This is a genomic window from uncultured Phascolarctobacterium sp. (genome assembly GCF_958349595.1).
In the GTDB taxonomy this organism is placed as follows: Bacteria; Bacillota; Negativicutes; order Acidaminococcales; family Acidaminococcaceae; genus Phascolarctobacterium.
In genome coordinates this window covers 1-15,213 of sequence record NZ_CATWDQ010000012.1, presented here as the reverse complement: position 1 = coordinate 15,213, position 15,213 = coordinate 1, and the positions used below count along the sequence as shown (strand labels likewise).

The window sequence follows — 15,213 nt, the reverse complement described above, 5'->3', positions numbered from 1 at the left end:
ACACTAACACTTTACTGCTTAAATCTTTATTTTTCATAAACTTTCCCTTCCTTTCATCTTTTCTCCCTTGGATTGGGTCTTTGTTTATAACAGGAATAGCTGCAATAATATTGCCGCTTTCTTCCTATCAAAGCTGTATAAACGTGATATGCCTTATTGCAGCCAAATTCACGGCCGCAGATGGGGCAGGTCACGATCAAGCCATTCCACCACCTGTTACTTTCGGCTTCCTGCCCATCATTACAAATCTTGCTCTGCACATAAAACATCTCCCTTAAAACTAATCCTCACAACGTACAAGCCTGTATTTTTTTGCCCTTATACCCCCTTTAAGCCATTTACTACCGTCATCAGGTTCCACTAATTCATCCAATGTACAATCAAAAATAACCTTTAATTTTAAAAATCCTCTCAAACTCAACAGCACCCTTCCGTTCTCGGCATTGCTCAAATGAGTTTGCGATACTCCCAGCTGCTTTGCCAGCTCAGCTTGAGTAATCCGTTTCTGTATCCTTTTGATCTTGATCGTCTCGCCGACTTTTAAAGTATCCAAAACCTCCATCATTTTCACATCCTTTCACTACTCTTTATCACTTTATTCAACGCATTTATTACCTGGGCAATAATGCTGCAACAGTGACTGCTTTCAATTTCCCCTCCAGCTCGTTTTGCAATAAACAATAAAAGTTTCTGACCGGACAATTATCCGCAGCAAAACGGCTGCAATACCGATCCTCTTCCAAACAGCGATTGATTTTACTGGTAGGTTCCATTAAATTTATGATTTCATACAAAGTAATTTCTTCTGCGTTTTTTGCCAGCATAAAACCGCCAAGCTTCCCTACAGTTCTTGTAAAGCTCCCTGCCTGCACCAGTTTCTGCGTTATTTTCAAAATATAACTTTTGGGTATCCCCATCGCCGCAGATATCTCACCGGCTGTCACAAGCTCCTGCCGCAGTGCCAGATATAGCACGGCCCTTATTGCATAATCCGTCGTAATATTAAGCTGCATTACAGCTCCCCTTCCAAAACCTTACCTGGTAAGGTTTCTTTTATTCAAAAAAAATATGCTCCGGCTTTATAGCCTTAAACAAATCTTTATAAATTGCATCTTTTTTATCTTTTTGTTAATCTTTTCCTTTTTACTATAATACCACATCCGTCCCCCCCCGCAAGACATTTTTGTTCGCTTTTTAAAAAAATTTGTTTGATGGTCTTGCAACTGATAATTTTTAGGTGTATAATACAAAATAGAAAAGATAAGGCGACGCTTACCTTTCGGTTTGCGTCGCCTTATCTTTTTTTGTTTGTCCCAAAACCATACAGGCTTATGCCACGTCGAAGGCATGACCGCACAGCAGGTTCCAGTATTTTATTCAGTTTTACTCTGTTCTTTGACAATGGCGCTGCTCAGCTCATGCAGGCAGTCGCCCAGCTTGTCCAGCCGCTGCTCCATGCGCAGCAGCAGGTACCAGCTCAATACTATCGGGAAGCCAAAATTGCCAACTGCTTTGAATATTTCCTGCATATCCACTAGGCCAGCACGTCGATGGTGACTGTTTTGATGCGAGCTTCGGTAAATTCGGTCAGTTCCAAACCGCCGCTAGTAAGCACGTTGGCTTCGATGATCTTATCGGCAGCTGTTTTGGCTTCGGCAAGAGTAAGGCCTTCGCGCGGGTCGGCGATGCTGAGGGTTTTTTTGGCGCCGTCGCTTTTGGTGAAGATGAGTTCAAGTGTTTTTTCCATGGTGGTTGCTCCTTTTTTGTAGGTTTTGCGCCTACTTTATTTTTTTGTCTTTTTGGACTTTTGTATTTTGATTGTGGATTTTGGTTCAAAGATTTTAATTTTGGTTTTCTTTTTTATATGCAGCTTTCTTCCAGAAGCAAGCTGCGTAAAGATTTTTCTCTTTAAATGTTCATTTCTTTTAGCGGTAAAAGAAACGAACCAAAGAAAAACCGGCACGTCGCAGATTTTTATTTAGCTTTGCTCAACGGCGGCTCCGCGAAACTCGGCATTGTTGCCGAAGATAAATCATCTGAGCAACAATGCCTCAAACAAGTCACTCCGCTATCGCCTTATTCGCATCGCACATAACAAAATCTGCTCAATGTGCCCTAACACCCTACGTTCTACTTCTTTAGTTTAGAAAGCATTGTTTCATCAGTAATTCGATACTGTGCTTATGAAATCTAAAACTGAATAGTACGATGCAGTGGTTTTGAGCGCACATTGTGGTCTAGGCATTGAGGCACTGTTATATGCAGCGCATAGAACAGGACTGCCGAAAGCCCGCAGAAATACTGACCGAATAGGAAAGTATTTCTGTGAACCTTGAAAAAATAAGTTGCCCGGAAGCCGGACAGCGAACAAAGCTAAACAGGACTCGCCACAGTGCGCAAGCTTCTTTGCGCAGCTTGCTTCTGGAAGAAAGCTGCAAAGAAAAAGAAAACCTTAATTTAATGTTTACCGCGTTTTTTGAAAAACGCGGCCAATAAGCTTTAACAGCCGCAGAATGAATCTTAAATTCATTCTGCGCTGGCCAGCTCGGCCTTTTCCGTCACGTAGACGTTGACTACTTCATGGCTCATCAGTTCGTTCAAAGCATTGGCGACGGCAAGGCACTTGTCGTCTTCTGCATCCAGCTTGACGCTGCCGACAGATACAGACTTGACCTGCGCCGCTCCCAGCGCGTTGACACCGTTTTCGACTGCTAAGGATAATTTGTAGGATGTTGCTGTTTTAGTTGTTGGCATGATTTTCGCTCCTCTGTTTATTGTATTGGTTACTTATTTTGTTGTGGCATCTGGCCTGCTTTCAGTTCAGCCGGCTGTAATACCACAGGGCTTTGCCCCGCAGTACCAGTCCGCCGTGGCGCATGACGCCGTCACCGGGTGAATCGCGGATATACCACAGGTCCCAGCGGGTCTGGGGATCGGTGCTGTAAGGGCCGTAGCCATCAATGAGCGCGGCTTCGCAATGAGTCATGACAGTAGACGGCAGCAGGAAGATATCCAGTCCTTTGGCAAGGAAGGCCAGTACCTGCGCCAGTTTGTCGGTTTGCGCTTCGGTGGGGGCAAAAACGCCCAGATCCGCGTCGTGGCCGTGGTTAGCCAGTGCGCCCAGCCCGCAGCACAGTGCGATGCCGATGCTGCCGCTGTTGCGTTTCCAGGTGTGGCTTTTCTGTTCGGTCAGGCTGTCGCAGGTGCAGTAAACTGTGCCGTCGGCGTCGATGTTCAGATGATAATCATCGTAGACCTGTCCATAGCGGCCTGCCGTCCAGTGCAGATAGATCTGCGCGATGCGGCCCCTGGCTGCCTGCGCCATAACGGCGACTTGTGTGAGTGATACTTTTTGTGGTGATGATACGAGCATTTTGTATTCCTCCCTGTATGTTTTTGAGGGGCAGCCGGCGGTCTGCCGCATTACCCTCTCACTATATATAGGGCAGGCAGACCCCTAAAAAACATACAAGGCCGCGCAAATTTTTATTTATTTTTTTACAAAAGCTTCGTCAGCCGCAGCAGAGCTTGCTCTAGCCGTTTTATTTTTTTGCGTTCAGATTTTTTGGAAAAATATTTTTTTAGCTTTGTATGTTTTTTGCCCCTTTCGCAGCCCTATATATAGTGAGAGGGTCTACCTTTTCTTTTATTAAATTTTCTTTTGGCTCTTACGTTAGCGTTCTGGCGTAGGTCAGCGTTTGGGGTTAGCAATTATCTCCTGCGTTAGCCTGAATAAAACCAGTAAAGATTGTTAAGTTATGTTTTATAGTAGTGCTAACGTACTAAGAAGAAGATAAGGACAGGCCAATTTTACTCGCGAAAGGGACAGCAATATGACAAAAATCAAACCAATTTCTCAAACAGTAAACGAGGAGACTTTGAAAAGCCGTTTGTTTTATCTGCTGACGCACTGCCCGTTATTGACCGGACAGAACTGCCACGCAGCATCAGGCCAGCCCAAAGTACGCACAGTGAACCTGCCGGCTGACGATGCCGACCTGGTGAGCCTGCACGTTACCCTGCCCTACAAGCTGCGCCGCGAAGCGCTGGCGGCAGGCATAAACTGCAGCGAGCTGATGCGCAAGGCTTTGAAACGCCGTTTAAAGAAGGAGGGACTTATTTAGCATGGGCAGCCTGGCCAGGGCGGAAGCTGACTGGCTGCGGCCGCCGGAAAAGGACTGCGGGGCGGTATATGACTGCTGCCTGTGCGGTGAAACGATCTGCACAGGTGAAGAATATTTTGAGACCTGCGCAGGCATGGTGTGCAGCTGCTGCCTGGACGGGCTGACGGCGCGCGAGTTTGCCTGTGCGCTTTTGGGATCGACTACCACTATTGCTTATACAGACTAAGGAGCTGTTGTTTTGATAAAAAGATCTGCAAAACGCCAACACGATATCCCTGATTTTGAAGCTTTATTGAAAGACGCCAAGTGTGGCAGCGAAGCGGCGCTGCTGAAATTTTTGCAGTGCTTTGAAGGGCTGGCCGTAAAGCTGGCGCGTCAGAGCGTCTGCACTGACAGGCTGGGCGAAGACGCCCTGCAGATAGCTAACCTGGGGATCTTGAAGGCTGTACAGGATTGGCAGGAAGGCGACGATATTCACCGGATCGCGGCCTTTGTCGCCAATAAAATGCGTACGGAGCTGCATACCGCGATCAGGCGGCAGCAGTCTGTAGAAACAATGGAGGGCGGCAGCAATCAGGAAGCCGCACTGAAGCAGGACGTACAAACCTACCGTGAATTCCAGTTATCCGAGCTGAGCAGGCTGCGTTTGTGGCTGGTACGGGAGTGTCTGCCGCTGCTGCCGCGGCAGCAGGCCAACGTGATCACCGGACTGCTGGCAGGCAAGTCGCTGCAGATGATCGGACGCGAGCTGCATCTGGATACACGTACAGTGAGTTTGCACCGCAGCAGGGCGATCAAAAAGCTGCGGCTGCTTTTGGGGATAACGATATGACGGAGCTTACCGGCTACCGGCATATCACCGAGGCGATGGAACGCTGGCGGGCCGCCGGGCTGTATCTGCCCTGCGATTCAGCTGCCAGCCGTCAGCGGTTGCAGCAGGTATGGCTGGAGCGGTATAAGGCTACGGACGCCGGCCTGTTTATGGAGTGCGTGAAGTTTTTAGCGGCCGGCACCCATTTTCCACGGCTGTATGATATGGACGTGGCGCTGGCGGAAGTACGGGCCCGGCACAAAATGCAGGCCCGGCTGACTGACCCCGAAGCGGCTAAGGCTTCTACCCGCTGCCCGGACTGCGACATCGAAAACAGTAAGCAGCGCATCAGACAGATCATCAACCATTTGCAGCAAAAATATACGGTGAGCGAACTAAAAACTGACTTTTAAAGAAAAAACTAGGCTGGAAGAAGATCCAGCCTAGTTTTTTATATCCACTGTTTTTTTGTTGTGTGTTTACACGCTGATGTCTTTGTTATGGGTAAGTTTGAAGAAGATCAGCAGCGAAATGATGGATGTTAAGGTGAGCACGGTAGAATAAGCCGCCGCATTGCCGAAATTGCTGCGAATGACTTCGGTATAGATGGCGACTGTCAGCGTGCTGGTTTTACTGGTATACAGGATGATCGAGGAGCTGAGCTCGCTGATCAGGGTGATCCAGCTCATGATAGCGCCGGCCAGAACACCGGGCAGCATCATGGGCACCGTCACCTTCCAGAAGGATTTGAATTCGGTCGCACCCAGACTGATAGCAGCTTCTTCGATACTGGGACTGATCTGGGTGATGATGGCCGTACTGGAACGGATGGTATAGGGCATACGCCGTATAGCCAGGGAAATAATGATGATGAGCGCCGTGCCGCTTAAAATAAGCGGCTGCTTGTTGAAGGCATACAAAAACGAGATACCCAGAACCGAACCGGGAATGATATACGGGAACATGGTGACCGTATCCAGCACTTCCGTAACATAGGAACGCTTGCGCACTGTAAGATAGGAAATGAAAATACCCATAAAAACAACGATGAAAATAGCACAGATACCAAAAAGATAGGTATTGGTGATAGAGTTGTTGTCTTTGGCAAACAGGGTATTCATATAGTTCTGCAGCGAAAAACTGCCGGTGTAGACTGCGCCGCCGCTGACCTCTAAAAACGAGGTGAAGATGACTGTAAGCTGCGGCAGCATGGCTAAAAAGGTGATGCCATAGACAAAAAGATAGGAGAAGAATTTTTTGCTGCCTTTGGCTTTCACTGCTTCCATGGGCTTCAGCGCCGTCATGGAATAGGAATAGTGCCCGGCGATATAACGCTGGAGGAAAAAGAGCAGCAGGGTGATGACGATGACGATGACGCACAGCGAAGCGGCAAAGTGATCGTCGGTACTGACTTCACCCATAAACTGGGTGTAGATCAAGACCGGGAAGGTTTTAAAGCCTTCGCCGATCAGCATCGGTGTGCCGAAATCGGAAAAGACCCGCATAAAGACCAGCAGCGAGCCTGCTAAAAGCGAAGGCATCACCAGCGGCAGAATGATCTGGCGTACACGCTGAAAGGCGGTCAGCCCCAGGCTTTCGGCCGCTTCATTCAACGAATTATCCAGATTTTTGAGGGCTCCTGACACATACATATAAATGAGCGGAAAGGATTGCAGGGCAAAAACCAGCACGATGCCGGCAAAGCCGTAGATGCCGCCCAGCTTGACGCCAAAGACCGAGTTGGCGATCTGCGTGATGAAGCCGTTGCGCCCTAAAAGCTGGATCCAGGCGTAAGCGCCGATAAACGGCGGCGACAAATAGGAAATAACTATGAGTATGTTGAGGTATTTACTGCCCGGTATCTTGACGCTGCGCAGCACATAAGCCATGGGCAGGCCAATAACGGAGGCAATGAGCGTGGAGCAGACGGTGACATAAAAGCTGTTGACCAGGGTGCTCCAATAATATTTACGGGCAAAGAATTTGGTAAAATAGTCCAGCGTCAGCCGCGACGATTCGGCGTCGATAACGCTTTTATACAGGATCAGGATCAGCGGATAGACGACAAAAACCACAAAGAAACACAGAATAACCAAGGCTATCCCCAGCCACAGATTGAATTTTCTGGCAGCAGGCATCAGCGATCCCCCCTAACTATCAGGGTCGTGTTCCCGTCCTCCGTAAAAACATTGATCTTGGCGGCCTGCACCAGCAGGCGTACCGTAGTCTGGTTGGGTATGGTGTCTTCCACGCCGGAGTTCTGGATCACTTCTATTTCCTGTCCGTTTTCCAGACGCATAAAATAATGCGTAGTGACGCCTAAAAATACGCTGTGCTCGACTACGGCAGCAAGTCCTGCCGTACCGTCAGGGCAGATCTCGAATTCTTCCGGGCGTACTGAGACTTTTACTTTACTGCCGTCAGCGGCTGCCGGCGCCAAATTAGTCATCGGCACCTGATAACCGCCAAAATCAAGGATTTTAGCAGCGGCGTCAGTTTTGAGCTCCGCTTCCAAAATATTGGACAGACCAATAAAAGTAGCGACAAAGACGCAGTTAGGCCGCTGATAGATCTCTTTCGGCGTGCCGATCTGCTGGATGATGCCGTTGTTCATAATGGCGATGCGGTCGGAAACGGCCAGCGCTTCTTCCTGGTCGTGGGTGACATAGACTGTGGTGATACCGATTTGCTGCTGAATGAGCTTGATAGCGTTGCGCATCTCGACTCTGAGCTTGGCGTCGAGATTGGAGAGCGGTTCGTCCATCAGCAGCACCTGCGGGTGGATAACTATAGCGCGGGCCAAAGCCACACGCTGCTGCTGCCCGCCGGAAAGCTGCGTCGGCATCCTGTCTTTCAGGTGGCCGATCTTGACGGTTTCCAGTATCTCCTCTACCTGCGCCTCCATTTGCGCTTTGGGCACCTTACGGTTTTTCAGGCCAAAGGCGACGTTATCCTTGACGGACATATGCGGAAAAATGGCATAGTTTTGAAAGACCATGCCCATATTGCGCAGGTGGGTCGGGATATCATTGATGATCTGGTCATCTATTTTGATCGTGCCGCCTTCGATAGAGTTGAAGCCGATGATCATGCGCAGCAAAGTCGTTTTGCCGCAGCCGGAGGGGCCCAGCAGCGTAAAAAACTCGCCGGGGCGCACATCTACTGACAGGCCGTTGATAATCGTATCCTTGCCGAAGCGTTTGATGACATTGTCGATGTTGATCGCTACACTCATAAAATAACCGCCTTTTTATTTTGATAAGACAAAAGGGACTCCTGCGAGTCCCCTTGCCTGTTTGCTGTAGTGAAAATCAATTACATGGATTTTTCCATATGCTCGCTGAACATTTTGGTGATCTTGGCTTTATTTTCGGAAACCCATTTTTCATCATAATTAGGAGCTAATTTGATCTTATCATTAGGAGTCATGTAAGCAGCCAGGGTCGCGCCTTTGCGCAGCGGACGCACGGTAAGGTTCATACCGACCGCGTTCTGGATCTTTTCAGACAGCATATAATCGACAAACTTTTTAGCGTTTTCAGGATGCTTGCAGTTCTTCAAAATCTGTACGGATTCGCCGGGGAAAATAGCCCCTTCTACCGGGAATACGACCTGTACTTTAGCGCCGTTTTTGACCAGGTTGGCTGCCGGGTCTTCCCAGGTAAGGCCGACTACATATTCGCCGCCGGCGACGCCTTTATAGACCTGACTGGAGCTGTTGCACATTTTGCCGCCCAGATTGGCGATGAATTTATCGACATAATTCCAGGCTTCCGGGGACATGGGGTCGCCGTTTTTGCCCATACCGTACAGCATAGCCATCAGGCTTTGGAAGGCCGAGCTGGAGTTGACAGGGTCACCGAAAGCGATCTTGCCTTTTAAGGCCGGGTTCAGCAAATCTTCAAAGCCTTCGATCTTCATGCCGCTGGCCAGTTCGGTGTTGACGATCATCACCGTAGGATCGGCAAAGGCCGGGGTAAAGACGCCGGCTTTATTTTTGAAGCCGTCCATCATTTTATCGTTTTCGGTGGAAGTATATTCCGTAAACAGGTCTTTGGACGAGGACAGCATGGTTTCGTCAGCCGCCCACAGAATATCGCCCAGCGGGTTGTCTTTTTCGGATTTAGCGCGTTTGAGGACTTCGCCGGTACCGGCTACGACCAGATTGACTTTGATGCCGGTATCTTTTTCAAACTGAGGGATGACTGCGTTATTCAGCTGCTCGCTGCGGGCAGAATAAACCGTCAGCACCTTTTCTTCCGGGCCGCCGGCTTTCTTTTCGGCCGGCTTGTCGCTGCCGCAGCCTGCGGCCAGCAGCATCAGCGATGCCAAAACTGCTGAAATGAGTTTAGTTGACTTTTTCATAAAAAACCCTCCATTCCTGTCTCTTACTGCAATTTTGTTCTTAATTTTCGAACTTTTCTTACTAATTTGATTATAAACCTTTTACAAAAGAGGGTCAAGCGCACAAGGTCAGCGGCGTGGTCGCCACAGCCATATCGGCCAGCAGTTTTTCCGCTTAGCCGCAGGCTTTATTCAACCAGCAGCAAACCATAGATCTTCAGCTCCTGTACCGGGCCCTGCAAAATTTCCGCACTGTAGCCGTTATCGTTGGCCAAAGCCATCACGTCGATGCCGCAGGCTTCAAGCGACGGCCGGGCTTTGGTGGGATGGACGCACTTTGTTAAATTGCACTGGTCACACAACCGGCAGCGTCCGGCTTTTAAGGCAAAAGCCTTGTAGTGGTTCTGCAAAAAGGCTTCCCGTTCCAGCGTCAGCAAAATATCCAGCAGCCCGTTGCTCATCGACAGGTCGGCGGCGGCAAAGTCCGTGCTGTCAACGTTTTCCAGACTGAACGTATATTGGACGATGATGCCTTGGGCAAATTCACGCAAAAATTTTTGCGTTTCTTCGTAGCGGGGTACAAATGGCGGGCAGCACAGGGTCTTGCCATAATTGGGACAGCCGAACTGGCATTTCCAGCGGGTCCAGGCCCCGGTTTTGATTTTGCCCACCTCGACTGTCTTAGCGCCGGAAGCGCTTAAAGCCAGGGCTTTATCGATCAGCTTATGTAAATCTTTTTCTAAAGTCACAAAATCCCCTTCTTTCTGGCAGCTTTACGCATTTATGCTTTTATTATACCACTATCGCCTGAAAGCGGATATGCAGCGGCTGCATTAAAAGCACAACGTTCAATTATTACACTTTTACCCGCCGCAAAAGTTTTTTGGCCCCGAATTTGACCGTAATTTTAAAAAAGCATTTGCCGGCTAAAGTTTCTTTGTTATAATTTAATCAAAATCATTGAGGGGGCTTTTTTATGACAACAGGGTTCGATCAGGATCTGAAACTTATTTTTCAAAAACTGACAACTGACAGGCAGGTCCGGCAGGCTTTGGACTTTTTGGAGCAGGATGCACCTCAGACCATTGCGCAGCAAAAGGAGCTGGTGCTGATCGAAGCACCGACCTTCCACGAGGAGGAGCGCAGCAGGCACTATGCCAGGCTGCTGCGTGAGGCAGGACTGCAGGATGTGGTCATCGACGATAAATTCAACGTGTACGGCAAAATCTACGGCAGCGGCAACACCGGCAAGTGTATCCTGCTGGAAGGCCATTTGGATACGGTTTTCGGCTTCGGCTCGGTGCATGAGGTCATTGAAAAGGACGGCCGGCTGTATGCGCCGGGTATTTGCGACGATACCAGGGCTTTGGCGGCCAATCTGTCTGTTATCCGCGCTTTGGCAGGCTGCGGCCTGAAGCCTTATCACGATATCATGGTAGCCGGCACTGTGGCCGAAGAAGGTTTGGGCGCTATGAGCGGCATGAAGCATCTTGTCGCTGCCAAAGGTGCGGAAATCCTGGCGGCAATTTCTATCGACGGGCCCAGTAATGACGTGATGTATTTTAACGCGACGGGTATGATAAATTACGACGTTACCTATAGCGGCCCCGGCGGCCACGCCTACCTGGCCTTTGGCACACCCAGCGCCGTACAGGCTATGGGGCGGGCTATTGCCGCTTTAAGCGATATGCAGGTGCCGGAGGTGCCTAAAACTACCTTTACTGTGAGCCTGGCCAGCGGTGGGCAGGCGATCCACGGTATCGCCCAAAGCGCCAATTTTAAGATCAATATGCGCTCGGACAGCGCCGAGGTGCTGGCGCAAATGGAGCAGCAGGCACTGGCGGCCTTTCAGCTGGGCGCCGATGCCGAAAATGCCCGCTGGGGCAAGCCGGGCGTTGTACAGGTAGCGTTTACCAAGATCATGGACGTGCCGGCCGGCAGCCAGCCGGAAAACTGCCGGATGGTGCAGGCGGCCAAGCTGGCAACTTTAGCCTGCGGCATTACGCCCCAGTCCCGTTTAGGCGGCTGCACCAACAGTAATATGCCGATCGCAAGCGGTATCCCGGCTGTAACGCTGGGACGCGGCGGCACTGAATACGGCACGCATACGCTGGACGAATGGTTCGATCCTGCCGGCGTCCACGTCTGCGAGCAGAAATCACTGCTGCTGCTGTTGGCCCTGGCCGGACTGACCGGTGTCACCGAAGCGCCGCAGCTGTGAGGCGTGCTTAACTTAACAATACCTGCTCAAACAAAATGCTCTGACGAAATTCGTCAGAGCATTTTTGGTATCTTTACCACTTGTTACGTTTGCTGATACTTTCCTTCGATCACTGAAAAAAATCTACAAAATTAAATATCTTTTTATTATTTCTTTTTCTCTTTCCATTCTCTAAACCAATAATATAGCCCAATACCTCCATATATTATCATTCCCTTTCTCATGATATCCATATACTTATATTGAAAGCACAGATATACAAAAGAAAAAAATATTAAATTAAAAATAAATTGGAAATATTTTTTGTGTAAAATATTTATTTTGGTGAATATTATTGTAAGAATTAAAACACCAACAGTTCCTATAACTAATATTTGTTCATTCATTTTTTATTTTATCTCCATTTTTACTTTCCATGCAACTTTCCCTTTCATCTGTTTTATATCTTCATATTCGCTGGGTTCCATAAAAACAACATACATAACTATGTTATTTTTTTTAAAACTATTAGTATTATTCTCCTCTTTCCAACTATTTTTGTAAACATTTTCCATAAACTTATTATATATATCATTTCTATCTGCTGGTAAATCATAATACAATGTATCTATTATTTCTCTTCCGCCACCTATATGCTTATCCAACGTACGTGCCTGTAATTTAACATGCGAATCAAAATAGTTTATTTTTTTTATTTCTTGTCCAATTACCTTTAGATTTTCCTGTCCATTATTTAAATTATAAAGACTATAATATCCTCGATGTAATCCAAATAATATCAACCCTATTATTATTACATATATAACTCGCGGATCTCCTCTTGTACCAAGCTTTAGCCACATACGCTTCTACTCCTATCCTCTATTTTCCTAAATAACTACCAATACTGATTCCTTTATTTGCTGTCATAATAGCGAATATAAACATTATTTACCTCTTTGGTTTTAAACTCAACCGCCTTCGCCTGCATAGATCCCGCTCTGGTCGGTGACGCTGTTGTATTCGGAGTTGGTTTTGCCGCTGCTGGCTCCGTCAATATCAACTACGCAACAGGTGTAGTTGATATTGACGTTTAAACCGCCGGAAGTATATTTTTCGTCATAGTTCTGGCTGTCCTGCTGACCTTTGATATTTAAATCGCCGCCCACATTACCGGTCACTTTTTCACCGCTCAGCATACTGCTTATTACCATTTTAATTACTAGCTGCTAAAATATTTTTTAACATCATTTATTTCCAAAACATATAATAACTGACTAACAATAAAACAAACAAAATTATACCATGTACTATTCTTATACTTCTTTTCCTGTTTTTATCATTATAATCAGTATTTTTATCATCCCAATTAGTTACTGAAAATTTACCTCTTACATATTGTGGATAAATAATACAAAAAATATTAAATACTATCATTAAATATAGTACTACTTTTTCTTTTAACATTAAAAAGAATCACCTACTTACCGTCGCTGCCGGCGTTGACGCCGATGATATTGGTATCTTTACCACTTTCTATGGTCAGCTTGTCATTAGCAGTAACTGTGCTGTTTATATGCGTTGTGCCGTTTTCTTTGACTTTGCTATTGTATTTGGAGTAGCCGGCACTGATATTGTTTAAGACTTTTACACCATTTCCTATTACAATTCTAATATTAAAAGAATCCCGTTATAAATACTACAACTAAATAAATTATCCTAAGAAGAACAATAAATTCTACTAATTTTAGATTCCTCAACAGAAAATTTTTTTCTTTTTTTTCGCTACTAACTACTGGCAAAAATTTATAATCAATAAATAATGCAAATATTAACAGCATAATAAAATATAATATCTCTAACAATTTATCAATCAAGCGGAACGCCACCATTCTTGAATTTTTCTATTCGAGACTAAAGTTTATCTGTTGATGTCTCAACTACACAAAAAATAAATCCTGCTGATCCAGCTATTATAGTAACAAAATAATAGAAATTTTAAGCTAACCCGCCATATTGGCGGGTTAGCTTTTACTCAGATAGATGCATAAATTATAGTTTCTGATATTTTCCTTTGTTGATTAAATAATCTAAACTCTAAAATCAAATAAGAAGATACTATCAATTTCTTATTACAAAGTTACCTCAATCATCTATAACCTTTTTGCCAAGTGACTTCGTTACTGATGTTGTTGCCTGCATTCAGGTGTCAGTAAATAGTAACTTTTTGTTTAATAGTTCTTATTTATCTAATACTCTTTTTTTTGCAAAATGGATTGTATATTGTGGTTTTTTATAAAAATATTTACTTTCCTTTTTCACTTCTAAAGGTGGACTAAAATAAAGCAAAAATCTGTATTCTCCTTTATCAAAAAAGAATATATCTGCATCATGCTCGTTATCTCTATAATCAATTTGAGCTTCATATCCACTATATTTCCATCCTAATTTTAACAAATTATCTGTATAGTATTTTTTTATCTCTTCCCCATCTTTACTTATTAAAAACATCTTAGAAGCCATTGCTGTATTCGGTGTTCTAGCGCTTACTATAAGTGTTTCTTTTAAAGCTTCTTTGGAATCATAAACCATAATATCCGGAATATTCAACCTTATTTCATCTTCTAGTTCTGATTTTTCTGTACTACCAGTCCAAAACCAACTTGATAATAAAACAAAACCTAGAATCACCATTGATACAATGTTAACTTTAGTCTGTGTTTTGTAAAATCTAAGTAAGTTTTGTAAAAACATATTATTTCCTCCTCAATCTGAACCATATTTATTATCCAAAGCTTCATTATGTCTATCATTAGCAATATCACTTCCAGCTTGAGCATTAGAACCACTAATTCCTACTTGTGGCGTTCCTATACCCTTAACAATTATCGTTATGCGCCCGCTATATTGGGAATTTAACGGAATTGATATTCCCCCACCGACTCCTACATAAAAATTAGCACCAATACTTGTTCCAGATAAAATCTCTTTTCTCACTTTGGCATCGTTAAGATCAATACTTGGATCAGAAGAAACTATTTTTATTGCTACTAATGATAAAGCGACTCCTATAGCACCTTTACCTCCCGATCCTCCAGCTGCTAAATAACTTTCTTGGGCTTTTAAATCATATATATAACTACCTTCCACACCAAAACCACCTGTTGCAATAACAGCATCAGACTCACTATTTTCTTCAACAAAATTAGTAAATCCTGTTTTTAAATTATCAATATTTTCTTGCGTTGCAGGGATACCTTGCTGCTTACAATATTCTTCTGCTCTATCATTGTCAAATACTAATTCTGATAATTCTTCTGGTGTTAACATTAAATCATTATTCTTCGTCCCACTGGCCGCCGCACTTGAACCTGCCTGTGCATTGCCTGCAACAACATCGGACACCACCGCTCCTAACGCTGCGCTTAACCATTGATGCAGCGCCGGATCGTCTCCGGCAATCTTTTTCAGTTCATCGCTCAACAGTTTGTTTACTGCTGCACCACTGGCTCCCGCCAAGAAGCCGCTGCCTGTAAGTTCGCTCATAATACCACCTACAAGAGCGTGTAAAGCTGCCTTTTGTTCAGGCGTACCATCAATATTATGTACTACATTATACGCCAATTCACCAAACAAGGCTGCCATTTCTTTACGTTCGGCTACTGTTTGCTTGTCAAATATCTGTTCCAGCTGGTTCAGCGTATTTTTGGTATCGCGGTTCAGGTCTTCGATAT

The 15,213-nt window shown here is 45.6% G+C and carries 21 protein-coding genes and 2 pseudogenes; 6 read left to right on the top strand and 17 right to left on the bottom strand.

The features are described 5' to 3' along the window. Positions 1–53: 53 nt before the first annotated feature. From Q4G98_RS09045 to Q4G98_RS09025, 5 genes are all read right to left on the bottom strand, one after another. Positions 54–260: a hypothetical protein gene (locus Q4G98_RS09045; protein ID WP_298564514.1), complete on the bottom strand. Its 207-nt coding sequence runs from the start codon at positions 258–260 to the stop codon at positions 54–56. A 20-nt stretch (positions 261–280) separates the two neighbouring features. After that, positions 281–565, bottom strand: coding sequence for a helix-turn-helix transcriptional regulator (locus Q4G98_RS09040; RefSeq protein WP_298564512.1), 285 nt, complete (start codon positions 563–565; stop codon positions 281–283). 46 nt (positions 566–611) lie between these two features. After that, complete coding sequence (locus Q4G98_RS09035) at positions 612–1,013, bottom strand: Rrf2 family transcriptional regulator (RefSeq protein WP_298564510.1); 402 nt, start codon at positions 1,011–1,013, stop codon at positions 612–614. Between the two features lie 360 nt (positions 1,014–1,373). Continuing rightward, on the bottom strand, positions 1,374–1,529 hold the full coding sequence (locus Q4G98_RS09030) for a YvrJ family protein (protein WP_301961886.1): 156 nt from the start codon (positions 1,527–1,529) through the stop codon (positions 1,374–1,376). A 5-nt stretch (positions 1,530–1,534) separates the two neighbouring features. After that, a complete protein-coding gene (locus Q4G98_RS09025) occupies positions 1,535–1,747 on the bottom strand; it encodes a DUF2922 domain-containing protein (RefSeq protein ID WP_293546195.1) in 213 nt (70 codons plus the stop codon). A 578-nt stretch (positions 1,748–2,325) separates the two neighbouring features. Between Q4G98_RS09025 and Q4G98_RS09020 the strand changes: the two genes are divergently transcribed. After that, positions 2,326–2,496, top strand: a complete 171-nt coding sequence (locus Q4G98_RS09020; RefSeq protein ID WP_298564487.1) for a hypothetical protein — start codon at positions 2,326–2,328, stop codon at positions 2,494–2,496. 30 nt (positions 2,497–2,526) lie between these two features. Here the strand turns inward: Q4G98_RS09020 and Q4G98_RS09015 are convergent, their stop codons facing one another. The 3 genes and pseudogenes from Q4G98_RS09015 to Q4G98_RS12410 form a co-directional block, all read right to left on the bottom strand. After that, the gene (locus Q4G98_RS09015) at positions 2,527–2,754 is read right to left on the bottom strand and encodes a DUF1659 domain-containing protein (protein ID WP_298564486.1); all 228 of its coding nucleotides are present in this window, start codon (positions 2,752–2,754) and stop codon (positions 2,527–2,529) included. A gap of 61 nt (positions 2,755–2,815) precedes the next feature. Then, complete coding sequence (locus Q4G98_RS09010) at positions 2,816–2,986, bottom strand: hypothetical protein (protein WP_301961935.1); 171 nt, start codon at positions 2,984–2,986, stop codon at positions 2,816–2,818. A gap of 42 nt (positions 2,987–3,028) precedes the next feature. Beyond that, a pseudogene (locus Q4G98_RS12410) lies at positions 3,029–3,325 on the bottom strand (N-acetylmuramoyl-L-alanine amidase); the annotation flags it as partial. 508 nt (positions 3,326–3,833) lie between these two features. Here Q4G98_RS12410 and Q4G98_RS09000 point away from each other — a divergent pair. From Q4G98_RS09000 to Q4G98_RS08985, 4 genes are read left to right on the top strand one after another with little or no spacing between them, the layout of a single operon-like run. After that, the gene (locus tag Q4G98_RS09000) at positions 3,834–4,124 is read left to right on the top strand and encodes a hypothetical protein (protein WP_293545802.1); all 291 of its coding nucleotides are present in this window, start codon (positions 3,834–3,836) and stop codon (positions 4,122–4,124) included. Position 4,125: 1 nt separating this feature from the next. Continuing rightward, on the top strand, positions 4,126–4,350 hold the full coding sequence (locus tag Q4G98_RS08995; RefSeq protein WP_298564484.1) for a hypothetical protein: 225 nt from the start codon (positions 4,126–4,128) through the stop codon (positions 4,348–4,350). Positions 4,351–4,362: 12 nt separating this feature from the next. Next, positions 4,363–4,956: a sigma-70 family RNA polymerase sigma factor gene (locus Q4G98_RS08990; protein WP_293545799.1), complete on the top strand. Its 594-nt coding sequence runs from the start codon at positions 4,363–4,365 to the stop codon at positions 4,954–4,956. Beyond that, positions 4,953–5,348 carry a hypothetical protein gene (locus Q4G98_RS08985; protein ID WP_298564483.1) on the top strand — a complete coding sequence of 132 codons (396 nt, stop codon included), beginning with the start codon at positions 4,953–4,955 and terminating at the stop codon, positions 5,346–5,348. Before Q4G98_RS08990 ends, Q4G98_RS08985 begins: the two co-directional genes overlap by 4 nt. A 66-nt stretch (positions 5,349–5,414) precedes the next feature. On the opposite strand, the gene Q4G98_RS08980 is transcribed toward Q4G98_RS08985, so the two are convergent. From Q4G98_RS08980 to Q4G98_RS08965, 4 genes are all read right to left on the bottom strand, one after another. Then, complete coding sequence (locus Q4G98_RS08980; RefSeq protein WP_301961933.1) at positions 5,415–7,073, bottom strand: iron ABC transporter permease; 1,659 nt, start codon at positions 7,071–7,073, stop codon at positions 5,415–5,417. Beyond that, positions 7,073–8,170, bottom strand: a complete 1,098-nt coding sequence (locus tag Q4G98_RS08975; protein ID WP_301961932.1) for an ABC transporter ATP-binding protein — start codon at positions 8,168–8,170, stop codon at positions 7,073–7,075. The genes Q4G98_RS08980 and Q4G98_RS08975 overlap by 1 nt, the downstream gene beginning before the upstream one ends. An 80-nt stretch (positions 8,171–8,250) precedes the next feature. Next, on the bottom strand, positions 8,251–9,300 hold the full coding sequence (locus tag Q4G98_RS08970) for an extracellular solute-binding protein (RefSeq protein WP_298564477.1): 1,050 nt from the start codon (positions 9,298–9,300) through the stop codon (positions 8,251–8,253). A gap of 167 nt (positions 9,301–9,467) precedes the next feature. Continuing rightward, positions 9,468–10,028: a DUF2284 domain-containing protein gene (locus tag Q4G98_RS08965; RefSeq protein WP_298564476.1), complete on the bottom strand. Its 561-nt coding sequence runs from the start codon at positions 10,026–10,028 to the stop codon at positions 9,468–9,470. Between the two features lie 227 nt (positions 10,029–10,255). On the opposite strand from Q4G98_RS08965, the gene Q4G98_RS08960 reads away from it, so the two are divergent. Next, positions 10,256–11,500 (top strand): M20/M25/M40 family metallo-hydrolase, encoded by a 1,245-nt coding sequence (locus tag Q4G98_RS08960; RefSeq protein ID WP_298564474.1) that lies wholly within the window; start codon positions 10,256–10,258, stop codon positions 11,498–11,500. 389 nt (positions 11,501–11,889) lie between these two features. Here the strand turns inward: Q4G98_RS08960 and Q4G98_RS08955 are convergent, their stop codons facing one another. From Q4G98_RS08955 to Q4G98_RS08940, 5 genes and pseudogenes are all read right to left on the bottom strand, one after another. Continuing rightward, a complete protein-coding gene (locus tag Q4G98_RS08955) occupies positions 11,890–12,342 on the bottom strand; it encodes a hypothetical protein (protein WP_177560579.1) in 453 nt (150 codons plus the stop codon). A gap of 108 nt (positions 12,343–12,450) precedes the next feature. Then, complete coding sequence (locus Q4G98_RS08950; protein WP_293662377.1) at positions 12,451–12,693, bottom strand: hemagglutinin repeat-containing protein; 243 nt, start codon at positions 12,691–12,693, stop codon at positions 12,451–12,453. A gap of 266 nt (positions 12,694–12,959) precedes the next feature. Further along, positions 12,960–13,142 (bottom strand): hemagglutinin repeat-containing protein, encoded by a 183-nt coding sequence (locus Q4G98_RS12405; protein WP_366916991.1) that lies wholly within the window; start codon positions 13,140–13,142, stop codon positions 12,960–12,962. A 578-nt stretch (positions 13,143–13,720) separates the two neighbouring features. Beyond that, positions 13,721–14,233: a hypothetical protein gene (locus Q4G98_RS08945; protein ID WP_177561359.1), complete on the bottom strand. Its 513-nt coding sequence runs from the start codon at positions 14,231–14,233 to the stop codon at positions 13,721–13,723. Between the two features lie 12 nt (positions 14,234–14,245). Then, a pseudogene (locus Q4G98_RS08940) lies at positions 14,246–15,213 on the bottom strand (hypothetical protein); the annotation flags it as partial.